11 protein-coding genes and 6 pseudogenes are annotated in these 14,357 nt (G+C 62.5%); 11 read left to right on the top strand and 6 right to left on the bottom strand.

Going from position 1 to position 14,357, the window contains the following annotated elements; translation table 11 throughout:
• The 4 genes and pseudogenes from MKK64_RS00120 to MKK64_RS00105 form a co-directional block, all read right to left on the bottom strand.
• A pseudogene (locus MKK64_RS00120) lies at window positions 1–632 on the bottom strand (IS3 family transposase); the annotation flags it as partial.
• 61 nt (window positions 633–693) lie between these two features.
• Window positions 694–840 carry a hypothetical protein gene (locus MKK64_RS00115; protein WP_243931632.1) on the bottom strand — a complete coding sequence of 49 codons (147 nt, stop codon included), beginning with the start codon at window positions 838–840 and terminating at the stop codon, window positions 694–696.
• Between the two features lie 86 nt (window positions 841–926).
• Window positions 927–1,172 carry a transposase gene (locus MKK64_RS00110; protein ID WP_243931630.1) on the bottom strand — a complete coding sequence of 82 codons (246 nt, stop codon included), beginning with the start codon at window positions 1,170–1,172 and terminating at the stop codon, window positions 927–929.
• A gap of 1,092 nt (window positions 1,173–2,264) precedes the next feature.
• Window positions 2,265–3,052 (bottom strand): IS5 family transposase gene (locus tag MKK64_RS00105; RefSeq protein ID WP_243931634.1). Its coding sequence is split into 2 segments (ribosomal slippage): window positions 2,265–2,716 and window positions 2,716–3,052, totalling 789 coding nucleotides; the frame shifts between segments, so codons are not numbered across the junction.
• 104 nt (window positions 3,053–3,156) lie between these two features.
• On the opposite strand from MKK64_RS00105, the gene MKK64_RS00100 reads away from it, so the two are divergent.
• On the top strand, window positions 3,157–4,134 hold the full coding sequence (locus tag MKK64_RS00100) for a helix-turn-helix domain-containing protein (protein WP_243931628.1): 978 nt from the start codon (window positions 3,157–3,159) through the stop codon (window positions 4,132–4,134).
• A gap of 441 nt (window positions 4,135–4,575) precedes the next feature.
• Entirely contained in the window at window positions 4,576–5,688 is a 1,113-nt protein-coding gene (locus MKK64_RS00095) for an LLM class oxidoreductase (RefSeq protein ID WP_243931626.1), read from the top strand.
• Here MKK64_RS00095 and MKK64_RS28335 read toward each other — a convergent pair.
• A pseudogene (locus tag MKK64_RS28335) lies at window positions 5,628–6,242 on the bottom strand (cyclic nucleotide-binding domain-containing protein); the annotation flags it as partial. The gene MKK64_RS00095 and the pseudogene MKK64_RS28335 sit on opposite strands and share 61 nt — an antisense overlap.
• A 378-nt stretch (window positions 6,243–6,620) precedes the next feature.
• Here MKK64_RS28335 and MKK64_RS00090 point away from each other — a divergent pair.
• The 7 genes and pseudogenes from MKK64_RS00090 to MKK64_RS28330 form a co-directional block, all read left to right on the top strand.
• Window positions 6,621–7,133: a redoxin domain-containing protein gene (locus tag MKK64_RS00090; RefSeq protein ID WP_243931624.1), complete on the top strand. Its 513-nt coding sequence runs from the start codon at window positions 6,621–6,623 to the stop codon at window positions 7,131–7,133.
• On the top strand, window positions 7,099–7,629 hold the full coding sequence (locus MKK64_RS00085; RefSeq protein ID WP_243931622.1) for a DsbA family protein: 531 nt from the start codon (window positions 7,099–7,101) through the stop codon (window positions 7,627–7,629). The genes MKK64_RS00090 and MKK64_RS00085 overlap by 35 nt, the downstream gene beginning before the upstream one ends.
• A gap of 348 nt (window positions 7,630–7,977) precedes the next feature.
• Window positions 7,978–9,015, top strand: a pseudogene (locus MKK64_RS00080) (Hsp70 family protein); the annotation flags it as partial.
• 388 nt (window positions 9,016–9,403) lie between these two features.
• Window positions 9,404–9,703, top strand: a complete 300-nt coding sequence (locus MKK64_RS00075) for a putative quinol monooxygenase (RefSeq protein ID WP_243931620.1) — start codon at window positions 9,404–9,406, stop codon at window positions 9,701–9,703.
• 67 nt (window positions 9,704–9,770) lie between these two features.
• The gene (locus tag MKK64_RS00070; protein ID WP_243931618.1) at window positions 9,771–10,970 is read left to right on the top strand and encodes an alcohol dehydrogenase catalytic domain-containing protein; all 1,200 of its coding nucleotides are present in this window, start codon (window positions 9,771–9,773) and stop codon (window positions 10,968–10,970) included.
• Window positions 10,971–11,129: 159 nt separating this feature from the next.
• On the top strand, window positions 11,130–11,255 hold the full coding sequence (locus tag MKK64_RS00065) for a helix-turn-helix domain-containing protein (RefSeq protein ID WP_279592961.1): 126 nt from the start codon (window positions 11,130–11,132) through the stop codon (window positions 11,253–11,255).
• Between the two features lie 460 nt (window positions 11,256–11,715).
• Window positions 11,716–11,847, top strand: a pseudogene (locus MKK64_RS28330) (hypothetical protein); the annotation flags it as partial.
• 204 nt (window positions 11,848–12,051) lie between these two features.
• On the opposite strand, the pseudogene MKK64_RS00060 reads toward MKK64_RS28330, so the two are convergent.
• Window positions 12,052–12,802, bottom strand: a pseudogene (locus tag MKK64_RS00060) (IS6 family transposase).
• Window positions 12,803–13,097: 295 nt separating this feature from the next.
• Here MKK64_RS00060 and MKK64_RS00055 point away from each other — a divergent pair.
• The gene (locus MKK64_RS00055; RefSeq protein WP_243931614.1) at window positions 13,098–13,544 is read left to right on the top strand and encodes a hypothetical protein; all 447 of its coding nucleotides are present in this window, start codon (window positions 13,098–13,100) and stop codon (window positions 13,542–13,544) included.
• A 708-nt stretch (window positions 13,545–14,252) separates the two neighbouring features.
• Window positions 14,253–14,357 (top strand): annotated as a pseudogene (locus MKK64_RS00050) (IS5/IS1182 family transposase); the annotation flags it as partial.

The following is a 14,357-nucleotide window of genomic DNA, read 5'->3' as shown; positions in this document are numbered from 1 at the left end:
TGCGGTGTTCCGGGCGAAGACGAACACAGGAGCCGTCGTTGTCCCAGATCCGCCCCCGCTTGGGCTGCTTGGCCGGCACCTTCAGCCCCTCACGCCGCCAGATCCGCTCGACGCGCTTGTCGTTGACCGACCACCCGGCCGCCTTCAGCAACGCGCTGATCTTGCGGTAGCCGTAGCGCCCGTACTCCTCGGCCAACGCCACAAGATCGGCCGTCAGCGCCTCTTCGTCGTCCCGGCCCCGCGGTACCTTGCGCTGCGTCGAGCGATGCTGTCCGAGCGCCCGACAGGCACACCGCTCGGAGACAGTCATCGTCCGCATGATGTGCTCGACACAGGCGCGTCGGCGCGCAGGGCTCGAGACGTCTTCCCCGGGACGCCTCCTGCAGGATCAGCTTGTCCAGCGTCAAATCGGCGATGGCTTTTCGAAGCCGAGCATTCTCGGTCTCAAGACTCTTCATCCGTCGAACTTGATCCGACTTCAGGCCGCCAAACTCACGTCGCCACCGGTAGTATGTCACCGAACTCACGCCGAGCGCGCGGATTGCATCGGCCACGCTCTGGCCCTGTGAGATCAGCACATCCGCCTGCCGCAACGTGGCGACGATCTCCTCGGGCTTCGGTTGCTTTGCCATCTCGTCCGTACTCCAGGCTCAAATGCCATACCAAAGTGCGGACCACTTCAATGGGGGCTGATCAGGTGCGGATCCACTTCAGCAGCGCGGCATCGGCCACCTTCCGCATCGAGGTCGGCGGACCGATCCAGGCGTAATATCCGGCCTTCGACACGCCCAGCGTGCGCGCCATGACGGCGATCGGGAAGTCGGCCCGGTTGGCGCTCATGAACCGTAAAACCCCGATGGCAGAACCCCGGTCTCCCGCGCAAACCAGGCCGTCGCGCGAGAGAGGATGTCGCGCTCCAGCTTCAACTACCGGACCTCCCACCGGAGCCGGGCGAACTCGTCACCCTTGGTTGCTGTCAGGCCAGGATCGGTGGGCGGCGGCTTGGCCACCCGTCGACCCTCGCTGCGATCAGCCTGAGCGACCCAGTTCTGAATGGTCTGGCGCGCGGGCTCGAACGCGCGGGCGAGGTCGGTCGGGTCGCGGCCGGCGCTGACCAAATCGACTATCTGCCGGCGGAACTCGGCGGGATATGCGGGACGGGTCTTGGGCATCGGAAAAACACCTCACGCGAAAGCGTTCTCGGTGTCCACCGAACCGGGGCAATCCCAATGCAGGGACGGTGATGAACGGTACTGTTGGGTCGGATGTGGACCGTTCGCTTCCGGGCAGACTGCCAGCTTGCGCTCTCGGCGAATGGTGGGTCCACCGCCATTCGCCCAAGCTGTGGAGCGCTCCAGAACGAGCATTGACCTGGGTCCACTCCGATGGTCCATTCCCCGGGTCCGATGCCGCGCGTGATGGGTGATCGAGGGCCTAACCCCTTGATGTTGTACCCGATCTGTTTTGGCTGAGAATCCTGGCGCCCCAGCCAAGCCTCCGCTAAGTCATTGATCTGATGGCATTCGGCTATCAGCCGCTTCGGCGGCCATGCCGATTGTACGCAGATCTGTTGCACGCGCTTGTCCACAGGGACAGGCCGTTAACGATTTGTTCCAACGTGTACCGCCGCGGGGCGGTATACTGGTGGCGAAGGCGATTCCGTTGCGATGAGCGGACGCGACCCTCTGGTGCCCCGGTTAGGGGGAAGTCCATCACGGTCGCTCAGAGCCTGGGCACCTCCGACCCAGCAAGCGCGCGCAAACTCGGCTGGGGGCTCAACGCGGAAAGCCTCCGCGTCCGGGATGACCCAGCCATGCAAACAGCGGCTCAAATCCGCCATTACCTCCGCGCGTTCGTCGATCGGAAGCGAAGCGCGCGGATCGCGCGCTTCCAGCGTGACCTCAATCCACCGCGCGCCCCTCTCGCCGGCGACTGGTCCAGACTCATGGAGAAACGGGAGCGCGAGTACCGCAGCCACTCGATACGCCCCGGCGTCCACGAACGCGTTTCTGGTGAGAGGCTCCGAAATTACGATCGTGTTCGCGTGCGATGCCCTGCGGCAACCATGTCGCCGATCACACACGGCCACTCGGCTCGGGAGCGGTTGAGGTTGACACGTCCTGTCGCGCCTGACCCTGGAGGACGGGACCTGCGCATCAGGAGAAAAAAGATCGGCGCATGCGATTTTTTAACCCTGATCTGGCGGAGCGGTGCATCTTCAGTCTACTGACAGACACTAAGTGCGCATAACAGAACTGCCTGATTTATTTGAGGGTGATGAGGCTGGCCGCGAATCTGGTGAGGGCTTGGTAGATGTCGGCGCGTCGCTCGTAACGGACGGGCAGGCGCAGGAAGCGGTTGAACCAAGCGTGGGTTCGCTCGACGACCCAGCGGTGCCGCCCGAGCCTCTCGCTGCTGTCGATCCCGCGCCGAGCGATGCGGGGTACGATCCCCCGGGCGCGGCACTCCTGGCGACGGGCGCGGGCGTCGTAGGCCTTGTCGGCATTAAGCTTGTGGGGACGGCGGCGTGAGCGACCGCGCCGGGCGTTTCGCACGGGCGGGATCGCATCGAGGGTCGGGGCCATCATCACGCTGTCGTGGCGGTTGGCCCCTGTGAAGGTCAGGGCGAGGGGTGTTCCGCGGGCATCGACGACGAGGTGGCGCTTGGTCCCCGCTTTGCCCCGATCCGTCGGGTTCGGGCCGGTGGCAGAACCCCCTTTTTCGCCGGTACAGACGCGCTGTCCAGGCTCGCCCGGCTCCAGTCGAGCTGACTGGCCGCGTGCAGGCGCCCCAGTAGCACCTGATGCAGGCGCGCCCACACCCCGGCCTCCTGCCAGTCGCGAAGCCGGCGCCAGCACGTTATGCCCGAGCCGCAGCCCATCTCGGCCGGCAGCATCTCCCACGGCCGTCCGGAGCGCAGCACGAACAGGATGCCGGTCAGGGCGACTCGGTTCTCGATGGGCCGTCGCCCGCCCTTCGGACGCGGCCGGGGCGGCGGAAGAAGCGGGCCGATCTCGCTCCAAAGATCGTCGGGAAGAAGGGCACGGGCCATGCCATACCAACGCACATCGACGCTCACGGTGCCGTTCCGTTAGGCGCTCTAAATCACGACGGTGTGGCTTCGAATCGGCCGAGTCAGCGCTCATCGTCGGCTATTTGGGCAGGCGAGGGCTGGGTGAAAACTGTTTTTCGACAAAGTACGTCCACCCGCGTGATCGGTTCGATTTTTGGCACGACGTTGCCCGGAAGGACGTCGTCGATCACGCCTCCACACCGCGATGCCGGAACACGTTTCGCGCTCAGCTTCGTTCAGGGTCGGTCGGTGCCATTGGGCTTGTCTCGTTCCAGAATTCGGAGATGTCGGTCACGCACACACGCCATCATATCGCGCACGCGAACACCAACGAACTGTTCGTCTGCCGGCAATTCGGTGGTCGGATCGCTCTGGAGCAAGACGGCCGCCAGGTCGTACTCGAGCCAGGCGACATCACGCTGATTGACCCAAGCTTACAATACCAGGGACGGTTTTCCGAAGCTTCAGAGGTGCTGGTGTTGAAGGTTCCACGGCAGCTCATGAACGCCCGGCTCGGGCAGACTCAGGAGATGACAGCGCGCGCGATCAAGCCCTGCACGGCCGAGACCGGTCTGCTCTCGGCAAGCCTTGCGATGCTGCCGTTCCACATGCCGGAGGTGGGCTCGACCGCGGAAGCGCTCCTCGAGCCGCACCTGCTCGATCTGATCAGCCTGGCGGTCTGTCAGACGATGGGCCAGGACAGGGGGCGGACATCATCGTCCCGCTCACTCGTCCGCGTGCGATTGCGGGCCGTGATCGAAGCGCGCTTAGCCGACCGAACGCTCGATGCCGGTACGGTCGCAAGCGCAGCCGGGGTCAGCGTGAGATACGCCAATGCGGTGCTGGCCGACGAGAGTACGTCGATCGTGCAGCTCATCCAGGCGCGGCGCCTCGCTCGTTGCCGGCAGTCGCTGGAAGACCCCATGCAGAGAAGCCGAACCGTCAGCGAGATCGCCTATGGCTGGGGGTTTTCGGACATGACCCATTTCGGCCGTCGGTTCAAAGCCGCCTATGACGTCTTGCCGAGCGAGCATCGTCAGCGCGCAGCACGGGGCGGCTGAAGGTCGGTCACGCGCTCCGGCATGCCGTCCCACTCGTCGGCGGGACTGCTCGCCGCCTTCACCCAACGCTCGATGTTCGAGCCCGCGGGGATGATGATCGGGACTGTCCTGCGGCGAACGGGGATGCGTGGCGCCCCGTTACGCGGACGAGCCCATGTCAGGCCGCAGTAGAAGTCGCGGTCTGCCGCTGGCGGAGGTGGTGTCTCGTCAGTTCTGTGGGTTCGGCCCCGTGTCCCTGCTTGAGCGGCGACACCTGCCAGAGCGTGAGCAGCGGCACGAGCGATAGGGCGGTGGGCGGCCCTCCTTAAAGCCGTCGGTCCAGGCTGTTCGTCAGCGCGCTACGAACAGCGCTCGGAGCCGGCTGATATGCGTCAGGGCCCAAGGGCTCGGAATGTGATTGCTGAGCAAAACAAGACGACGGCAGACCTCCGGAGGTTTCTCATGCTTCAGCCCCCCGGCGCAGCCAACCCGAGCGGCACCCCTGGGTTCCGGCGCATGTTCGCCCCGGGCCGCCTAACGGTGGGCGTCTTCTTCCCCATCGAGGCCTACCAGCGCGACCAGCCGACCATGCTCGATCAGGAACGTCTGGCGGTTCGGGCGGAGGAACTCGGCTACGCGGCGCTCTGGACCCGCGACGTGCCCTTGCGGGATCCAAACTTTGGCGATCTCGGGCAGGTCTACGACCCATGGGTCTGGCTCGGCTGGATTGCCGCGCAAACGCACGCGATTGCCTTGGCGACCGGGTCGATCGTCCTGCCCCTCCGCCACCCGATCCATACCGCCAAGGCCGCTGCCTCCGTGGACCGCCTGTCCGGAGGTCGGCTCGTGATGGGCGTGGCCTCGGGTGACCGGCCAATCGAGTTTCCGACCTTCGGCGTCCTCGCGGACGAGCGCGACGTCTTGTTTCGCGAGAGCTTCTCCGTCATCCGAACACTCCTCGAAGAGTCATTTCCCACTCTGCGGTCGCGCTTCGGAGACATGCTCGGCACCGTCGACCTGATGCCGAAACCAATCGGACGGCTGCCCATCCTCGTCACCGGCTCGAGCCGACAGAGTCCGGAATGGATCGCCGAACACGCGGACGGCTGGATCACCTACCCCCGCTCGGTCGAGCGCCAAGCCGAACTCGCGGCCCGATGGCGGGCTACCACCGCAGGGGTGGCCCCGGGCACGTTCAAGCCCTTCGCTCAATCCCTCTACGTCGATCTGCACGCCGATCCGGATCATCCGCCGCGACCCATCCACCTCGGGTTTCGCAGCGGTCGGAAAGCCCTGCTCGACTTTCTCGTGACGCTGCGCTTGATCGGCGTCCACCACGTCATCCTGAACCTCAAGTACGGCGTCCGCAGCGCGAGCGAGGTCCTCGACGAGATCGGCCTCGAGGTGCTGCCGCAGCTGAAGACCAAGCCCGGCCCGCGCATCAGGCCGCCGTTCATGCGCTGGAGGGCGCCCGGATTCAGGAGCGTCACGGAGCGCCCGCGCGTGGTGATCAGCCCGTCACGGCGCAGCGTGGTGAAGGTCCGGCTCACCGTCTCGCTCGAGAGGCCGAGATAGTCCCCGATGTCGGTGCGCGACATCGGCAGCTCAATCGATCGCGTGGTCGAAACTCTGCCCACGAAGTCGATCAGAAAATACGCGAGCTTCTCAGCGGCGCTGGCGCGACCGATCACAGACAGATCCTCAGCCCGCTCGGCCATCCGTAGGAGCCACGACCAGAGGGCGTTCGCGATCTGTGAGTCCGATGCCGCAAGCGCGTCCAGCCGGGAGCGGGGACAGCGCACGGCCCACGTATCGCTGACCGCCTCGGCGGACGAGGCGTGCCGTTGGGCGCGCTCCATCCCGAAGAATTCGCCGGAGAGATGGAACCCACGCACGACCCGATTGCCATCACGGCTGACGTTGATCGTGCGGACCATGCCAGCAACCACGCAGTAGACGAAATCTCCGGCATCGCCTTCGGTGTAGAGGGTCGTGCCGGGGGAGAAATGGTCGACCCGCCCGAGAGACGCGATGCGAGCGAGCGTGAGCTCGCCTGCGCCCCGAACCAACACGGGCGGCCAAGCGTCGTCAGGGCCGGGAGCTGGCAGTACGCGACCATACTGCAGCATGATGCTCCCCTCCCGGTGGTATTCATTGATCAGGCATTGTCACATTTCGCACAATGCGGAGACTACCTAAGGACGATCCCGGACGCGTCGGCGCGCCTTCGGACGTCCCCCTGTTCGGCGCGCAACCCGGGCCGGGTGACATGCGCCCACCATCGCTTAGGACAGACCTCCGTCAGGCCAACGAGTTCAGACGAGGGGGCGCGCCAGACACAGCCGGCGCACGCGACAGCCGTCGAGCCTGTCGCGCCGTAGGGGCGTTCAGGTCGTCGGTCCGGAAGTCTCCAAAGTCGCCGGAACTGATCCTCGTCAGTGCTGTGGGGACCCGTCCCGTCGTCAAATGCGGAATCGCCGCTGTTCAGGGTTTCGAGGAGATCCAGGATGGGACAGGTCCTAGAGCCCGGGGTGCCGGCACCCGATTTCACGCTCCACGTCACACCTGATCAGACCCTATCGCTGGGCGACCTGCGCGGACGGCCGGTTGTTCTGGCGTTCTATCCCGCAGACTGGAGCCCCGTTTGCGGGGATCAGATGGCCGTCTACAATCAGGTGCTGCCGGAGTTCAGGCAGCATGACGCCGAAGTCGTCGGCATCTCAGTCGATAGCGCCTGGTGCCATCAGGCCTTCGCCGAGACGCGTCATCTCCATTTTCCGCTGCTCGCGGATTTCGAGCCGAAGGGCGCGATCGCCCGGCAATACGGCGCCTACCGCGACGGCGAAGGTTTCTGTGAGCGGGCGCTGTTCGTCGTCGATCGCGGTGGCACGATCTTCTGGAGCTACCGCTCCCCGATTGCCGTCAACCCCGGTGCAGACGGCATCCTCGATGCGCTGGACCGGCTTGAGAGCCAGGAGAAAAGCAATGGCCGAACTCAGGGTGCCGGTTTCGCCAGCTGACCACATGCGGGGCGGCGCCGACGGGCGGGTGGTGCTCGTCGAATACGGTGACTACGAATGTCCTTACTGCCGCCTCGCGCATATCCAGGTCCTGCGCCTTGGCAAGCACTTCGGCGACGACCTCACCTACGTCTTCCGTCATTTCCCGCTTACGGAAATCCACCCGCATGCGGGACTAGCTGCGGAGACCGCCGAGTTCGCGGGTGCCCAGAACCGGTTCTGGGACATGCACGACGCGATCTATGCGTATCAGGATCAGTTGAGCCTGCTGTTCCTGTCGGGTGCAGCCCGGGCGCTCGGCCTGTCCGAGCGCAACCTCGAGATCGCCCTCGAAGCGAACACCTATGCACCCAAGGTGGCGCAGGACTTTCGTGGCGGCGTCAGAAGTGGGGTCAACGGGACGCCGACCTTTTTCATCAACGGCCGTCGGCACAATGCTCCGTTCGACTACGAGCATCTGGCGGATGGCGTTCGGTCCGCGCTTTCCATGCCGTAGGCCGCCTTCTCGACGATGAGCGGACGCCGTCGACAGTAAAGTCCATTGTTCTCGACCTCGAAAGCCCGTATCGCACCGACGGTGCCGCCGGCGTAGAAGACTATCGTGCTATCCTTGCAAAGCCAAATTCCGATACCTGTGTCTTTCTGCGCGACGACCTATCACCCAACCAGACTTCACGACGCTCAGACGTCGAAAACAGAAGATGCCGTCCTAGAACTGATCGGCGTCAGGTCCACGTAAGAAGCAGAACGTAGCATCGACCCGACGCGGTATACAGTCCTCAGCGATGAACGCCGGCTCGGTATCGATCGGTCTGCATGGCTCAGACATGAAGGAGTATCCCCCATGGCAAAGGTGATCGGCATCGATCTCGGCACAACGAACTCGTGCGTCGCCGTGATGGACGGCAGCAAAGCAAGCGTCATTGAGAACGCCGAGGGTGGCCGCACGACCCCATCGGTGGTGGCCTTCACCGAGTCCGGCGAGGTTCTCGTCGGGCAGCCGGCGAAGCGGCAGATGATCACGAACCCGGGGAACACCGTCTTCGCCATCAAACGGCTTATCGGGCGACGTTACGACGACCCGATCACCAAGAAAGATATCGCGATGGTACCCTACACGATCGTGCCCGGGCGGAACGGCGACGCCTGGGTCGAAATGAAGGGCAAGCCCTACAGCCCCAGCCAGATCTCTGCGTATGTCCTGCAGCGGATGCGTGAAACGGCCGAACTGAAGCTCGGTCAATCCGTGACGCAGGCTGTCATCACGGTCCCGGCATACTTCAACGATGCGCAGCGCCAAGCCACCAAGGATGCAGGCAAGATCGCCGGCCTCGAGGTGCTGCGCATCATCAACGAGCCGACAGCCGCCGCGCTCGCCTACGGCCTCGACAAGAAGGGCAGCGGGCGCGTCGCCGTCTACGACCTGGGCGGCGGCACCTTCGACGTCTCGATCCTGGAGATCGGCGACGGCGTATTCGAAGTGAAGTCCACGAACGGAGACACCTTCCTCGGCGGCGAGGACTTCGACAACCGTGTGGTTGAATACCTTGCGGCCGAGTTCAAAAAGGAGCAGGGCATCGACCTGACGAAGGACAAGCTCGCGCTCCAGCGCCTCAAGGATGCCGCCGAGAAAGCAAAGATCGAGCTCTCGTCGGCGACTCAGACCGAGGTCAATTTGCCCTTCATCACGGCCGATCAAGACGGTCCGAAACACCTCAACCTCAAGCTTTCCCGAGCGAAGCTCGAAGCCCTCGTCGACGACTTGATCAAGCGCACGATCGGGCCGTGCCAGGCGGCGATCAAAGATGCCGGACTTCAGCCGTCCGACATCGCGGAGGTCGTCCTCGTCGGCGGCCAGACCCGGATGCCGAAGGTCTCCGAGCGTTGCGGACACAGCCCGCCGCGATCCGCCGGCAGATTGCCGAGGAATGCGCGGCGCATGGTCGAACGTGAAGTTGAACTGACCGGCATCAGGGCCGCGATGCGCTCGATCCTTTAATCCCACGCTCTTCCGTCGCCCCGACCGAGGACACGAGCTGGGACGAATTCTGCAAGGCTAGCGGAGGCCCTGGACCCGCACGTATGGGTCGACCATTGCTGAAACGGTAATCTTGAAGCATTAGCTCGATCAGAACCGGCGCACGATCGTCATCCTGGGTGTTTCACAAGCATCTTTAGTATGTTGTTGTCCCCCGAGTACCTGTCCTGATTGGGTCTAAATACGGCTTTTACGCCTGGTTTTCCCCGGTCCACCCGGAAGGAATACGAAAATGGTCAAGTCAGCATTGCTCGTCATCCTTGACGCCAAGCCCGGAAAGGAAGCGGAGGTCGAGGCCTTTCTGAGAAGCGGCCAGCCCATCGTTCAAAATGAGCCGGGAACCGTGGCGTGGTTCGCCGTCCGGATGGGCTCGTCGACGTTCGGAATTTCTGACGCGTTTCCCGATGAAGCGGGACGGCAAGCGCACCTCTCCGGCCTGGTGGCGGCGGCCTTGAGAGAGCGGACGCCCGAACTTTTCGCCTCGCCCCCCCGAATCGAAGCGCTCGACGTGCTCGCGGCGAAGCTGCCCTAAGACGCCATGCCGAGGGGGCGCCGGACCCAATCCGTTCGATCCAGGACTGACAGAAGGAGAAACCGTCATGGCATCAGGCAATCGCGTCATCACGTACATGGGTCCGAGAAAAGTCGAGGTCCAAAACTTCGACTATCCGAAGCTCGTCGACCCCAGGGGCAACAGGACGCCGCACGGGGCGATCCTCAGGATCGTCACAACCAACATCTGCGGTAGCGACCAGCATATCTACCGCGGCCGCTTCCCCGCTCCCGCGGGCATGGTGCTCGGCCACGAGATGACGGGCGAAGTCATAGAGACCGGGCCCGACGTACATTTCATCAAAAAAGGCGACCTCTGCTCGGTCCCGTTCAACGTCTCATGCGGGCGGTGCCGCAATTGCAAGGAGCGCCATACCGACACTTGCATGAATGTGAACGATGCGGTCGATTGCGGTGCCTACGGCTTCAATCTCGGTGGCTGGCAGGGCGGACAGTCCGACTATCTCATGGTTCCGTACGCCGACTGGAACCTCCTTCGCTTCCCCGACAAAGATCAGGCGATAGCCAAGATCAAGGATTTGACCCTGCTCTCCGACATTCTGCCGACCGGCTTTCACGGCTGCATCCAGGCCGGCGTCAAATACGGATCGACGGTCTATATCGCGGGTGCAGGGCCCGTCGGCCGGTGCGCCGCCGCCTCCGCCCATCTCCTCGGCGCCTCCTGCATCATCGTGGGCGACACCAACAGCGAGCGTCTCGCGCTCGTGGAGAGCGCCGGATATGAGACCGTGGACCTGTCTTCCGAAACACCGCTCGCCGACCAGATCGAGGCGATCCTCGGCGAACGGGAGGTGGATTGCGGCGTCGATGCCGTCGGCTTCGAGGCGCACGGTAATGGGCCGGGCGCCGGAGAGGATCCGGCCGCCGTCCTCAACTCGATGATCGCGGTCGTTCGGGCCAACGGCGCCGTCGGCGCTCCTGGCATCTATACGGCGGGAGATCCCGAGGCCGTCGACCCCGATGCCAAAGCCGGAAGGTATCGCATCGATTTCGGCCAGGCCTGGATCAAGTCGCCCCACATCTCGGCGGGCCAAGCGCCCATCATGCACTACAACCGCGATTTGATGATGGCGATCCTCTGGGATCGCATGCCCTATCTCGGCAAGGTCGTGAACGTCGAGGTTATCCCGCTCGAGCGGGCGCCCGACGCATACCGGATGTTCGACCAGGGATCGCCCAAGAAATTCGTCATCGATCCGCACAACACGACGAAACTGTCGGCCTGACTTTCCGGCGGATGCCGGGGGCGCCACCTCGAGGCGCTCCCATACACGCGGCTGATGTCCGGTCTGTTCACGCTGATCGACGAGGTGGCGTTCGCCCCGCTCAAACAGCGCCTAGCCCAACGGCTCTGAGCTGAAGCCGATCCGCGCGGCGTCGTTGCCCTGACCCATCAGAAGCTGGCTGACGACGTCGGCAGCGTGCGCGAGGTGGTGAGCCGCATCCTGGGACAATGGGCCGAGGCAGGCCTGATCGAACTCCGTTGCGGCGCGGTCGAGATTGTTGAATGAACCAGCTTGGCGGCCGCCGCTCGGCGGTGATGAGCGGCGCGCGCAGCGTCCGATTCCGGGCGAAGACTAAGGTCTGATCGCCACCTCAAGCCGAAGTTGCCGGGGGGCTGACGAACGGCTGCTCTCAAGAAGCACCGACGGCGGTCCGAGTTGCTGGGTTGGGTCGCTACCAGCCTGGCCGCTCAGGGTGGATTTGCGACGGTCCGCTTTAAAGCGAAAGTTGACAGAAGCGGACCTTGTCGCCACGCCTGCTCACAACCCTTTCAGAAATTCGTGCTGGCATGGTGCAATGACCGCGATCAGGGTGAAGCAAATTTCACCTTGCTCTCGATCAGAATGCTCATTTGTAAATGTATGACAGTGTGTAGCGGTGCTAGTGCCAAATATGGCTGTGCGCAAAACCATCACAATATTTGTGCCTTCGGAATTGCGGGTGTTCCTGTAAGGGTGCGTCGCCACCGGCCGCTACAGCAGTGTCAGCGACGTGGTACGTGCCGCGCTGCAAGAGTTCGAGCGCGCCGAGATGGGTAAGACCCCGGCCGACCAGCGAGCGATGGCACAGCAGGCTCCTGCCTCTCATGATCACGCTTGATCCAATGTCCGGTAATCGCGACTTCCTCGCCGGGGCGGGCGAGATGGTGACGCTGATGCGTGCCTACGACTGGACCACGACGCCGCTCGGCAAGCCCGAAGGTTGGCCGTCCGGACTCGCACGGCGGTCCGCCTGCTACTCAACAGCAATGGGTGTTTCGCAAACTCGGATCTGTGACGCGGAACGACCTCTGCCGTCCCGCCTTCACCCTTTGTTCGCCTGGGGAAGCCCGAAGCCGATTGCGAGTAGCTGGTTCTGCTCGTGCACCGTCCACGCGCCGACGAAGCCGAAGCCCTTGCGTAGCCAGAGCATGGCCTCGAAGCCCTGGATCGCGCGTCGCGCCGTATTGAACGAGCGGAAGCCTCCCACCCGCGGCATCGACCTTTTCACCCGGAAGTGGTCGCTGTCGATCCCCTGCTGCAGATGCTCGGTGACATAGTGGATCGGCGTGCGCGGCAGCAGTCCTGCCTGCCGGCTCTCGGCGATGGCTCCCGGATACGGGCCAGCGCCATCCGTGCCGATGCGGTCCGGGGCGAGAAGAGGCTCATCCGCTAGCATCTTGCGGAAGGAGCGCCTGGCCGCATCGAGATCGCGGTCGGCGGTCAGCAGGAAGTCGACTGGATTGCCGTGTTTGTCGATGGCCCGGTAGAGGTAGCGCCACCCGTCGCGAACCTTGATGTAGGTCTCGTCGATGCGGACCGACCCGCAGTGAGGCTGACGGAACTGAAGTAGCCGCTTCTCGATCAGGGGCGCGTAGGCCAGAACCCAGCGTTTCAGGGTGCTGTGGTCCACCTTGACCGCGTTCCAGGAACAGCTCCTCAATGTCGCGGTATTTCAGCGGATAGCGGAGGTACCAGGAGACGGCCTGCACGATGAGCACTGCCTCGTAGCGCCGGCCTTTGAAGTCGGCCTTGGAGCGATGCTTCCGCATGGCGGCGATAGCGGACAGGATCATGGGTCGGCTTCAAGGCTGAGGCGGCAAGCTCGTCAGGAATGGCTAGCGATCCGTGAACGAAGACGCGCACGCGTTTGCGACAGGCCCCGAAAAGGGCCGCCGCATTACGAACGGCCAGTCAAACACTGCCACGCAACACTGCGCTGCCAAGCTTCCGCGGGTAGTCGGTGCCGTGTATAGCGGAAGCCTGACCGGCGTGAGCCCGTCGGCATTTGCGACAGGCCTCTGAATGGGGTAGGCCGGCCTCCTCCGTCTAATTAGCATTAGATTCAATAAATCTTGCGTGGCAATCTAAATGAATATTATAAGAATATCTATACTGATTTTTTCAGCATTACTGGCTGGAATATTTGGTTTTTTTGGCGTGCTTCAGGGATCAAGCTCAGATTTTACCCTATTATTTATGGTTTTTTTCTTTGCGGCGAACGCATTTTACGTTTTTTACTCTCGGCCTACGTTTGTCGCAAGCGAATTTTTCAATCGAACTGCGACAGGGTTAGCAATAGTAACTCTTGAATTAAAGCATCAAGCAGAAGAAGCTAAGACAAGAGAAGATGAAGCTCTTCGACTTGAGGCTTCGGAGGATGTAAATAAAGACGGCAGGCTTAAGGCAGTTAGCGATTTTATGAAATTTGCTGTTTCTAATCCGCATTTAAAAAAACTTTACTCTTTCGATGATAAAACCAAATTGATAGCGGATCTATCGGAGAAAGGTCAAAGGCCTATAGAAGATAAAAAATAATTAAAAGATATACATCAAAACATTCTAAAATGTAATCCTACAAATTATCTAGCAATTTGTTACAAAGGCCAGGACTCAATTTTTGACGTTCCTGCGCATCATTCGAATAAGTGCAGCCATCGCGCCAACGTAATCGTATTTTGCCACCGGCGGGGGTGCCCATTTCGCTCTCCGCTCACGGTGGTGGGTGCGCCAGGACTGGTCGGGTGTCGGCCGTTTCAACGCGGGCACCGAGGCGACAACTGGACCGGGGATCCGTGCTCAATGCCGTGCTCCCGATGCGACGGATGCCTCGGCAAGCATTGCCCGCACGGAAGCGGCAATCTCAGCCGGCCTGTAGTCGGACATCGCCAGAAAATTTCATGCACGTCGCCGATCGATGTGCCGCTACCGCGCGTCAAACCCTCTGCTAACGCACGCATGATAAAACTCTGCGCAATAATTATAGTGCCGGTCCCGGCCGTCTGCTGGGCCAAGGCCATTACAGCAGCCTCCAGCGCCTCGATCTGATCATGCGGGGACATCACTGCTTACCCGCCCTGGGTGTGACGCCGTTTCTGAACGACCGCGAGCGGGCTTGCAGACCACCCCCGATTCTAGGTCTTTAACTCATAACTTCTTCCACTTTTTTCCCCCTCCCTCCCTGTCTCTCCTAATTTCTTACCTATTATTTCTCTTTTTTACCTTACTTATTAATGGTTTGCGTGGATCTATCCTTTCCTTCTTACTTACTTTGGCGGCAAGGATCGGGTCGACGACCGACGCGTGCTGGACGGGATTCTCGGGCGGCTGCGCCGGGGCGCACCGTGGGCC

The sequence above is a fragment of the Methylobacterium sp. E-025 genome (assembly GCF_022829705.1).
Taxonomy (GTDB): Bacteria; Pseudomonadota; Alphaproteobacteria; order Rhizobiales; family Beijerinckiaceae; genus Methylobacterium.
Note: the sequence above shows the minus strand (reverse complement) of the source record. Positions and strands in the feature narration are given on the sequence as shown.

What these genes read in the sequence shown, in the direction of transcription:
- MKK64_RS00115 (WP_243931632.1), bottom strand. Translation starts at nt 840, where the DNA reads ATGAGCGCCAACCGGGCCGACTTCCCGATCGCCGTCATGGCGCGCACG.
- MKK64_RS00110 (WP_243931630.1), bottom strand. Translation starts at nt 1,172, where the DNA reads ATGCCCAAGACCCGTCCCGCATATCCCGCCGAGTTCCGCCGGCAGATA.
- MKK64_RS00095 (WP_243931626.1), top strand. Translation starts at nt 4,576, where the DNA reads ATGCTTCAGCCCCCCGGCGCAGCCAACCCGAGCGGCACCCCTGGGTTC.
- MKK64_RS00090 (WP_243931624.1), top strand. Translation starts at nt 6,621, where the DNA reads ATGGGACAGGTCCTAGAGCCCGGGGTGCCGGCACCCGATTTCACGCTC.
- MKK64_RS00085 (WP_243931622.1), top strand. Translation starts at nt 7,099, where the DNA reads ATGGCCGAACTCAGGGTGCCGGTTTCGCCAGCTGACCACATGCGGGGC.
- MKK64_RS00075 (WP_243931620.1), top strand. Translation starts at nt 9,404, where the DNA reads ATGGTCAAGTCAGCATTGCTCGTCATCCTTGACGCCAAGCCCGGAAAG.
- MKK64_RS00070 (WP_243931618.1), top strand. Translation starts at nt 9,771, where the DNA reads ATGGCATCAGGCAATCGCGTCATCACGTACATGGGTCCGAGAAAAGTC.
- MKK64_RS00055 (WP_243931614.1), top strand. Translation starts at nt 13,098, where the DNA reads ATGAATATTATAAGAATATCTATACTGATTTTTTCAGCATTACTGGCT.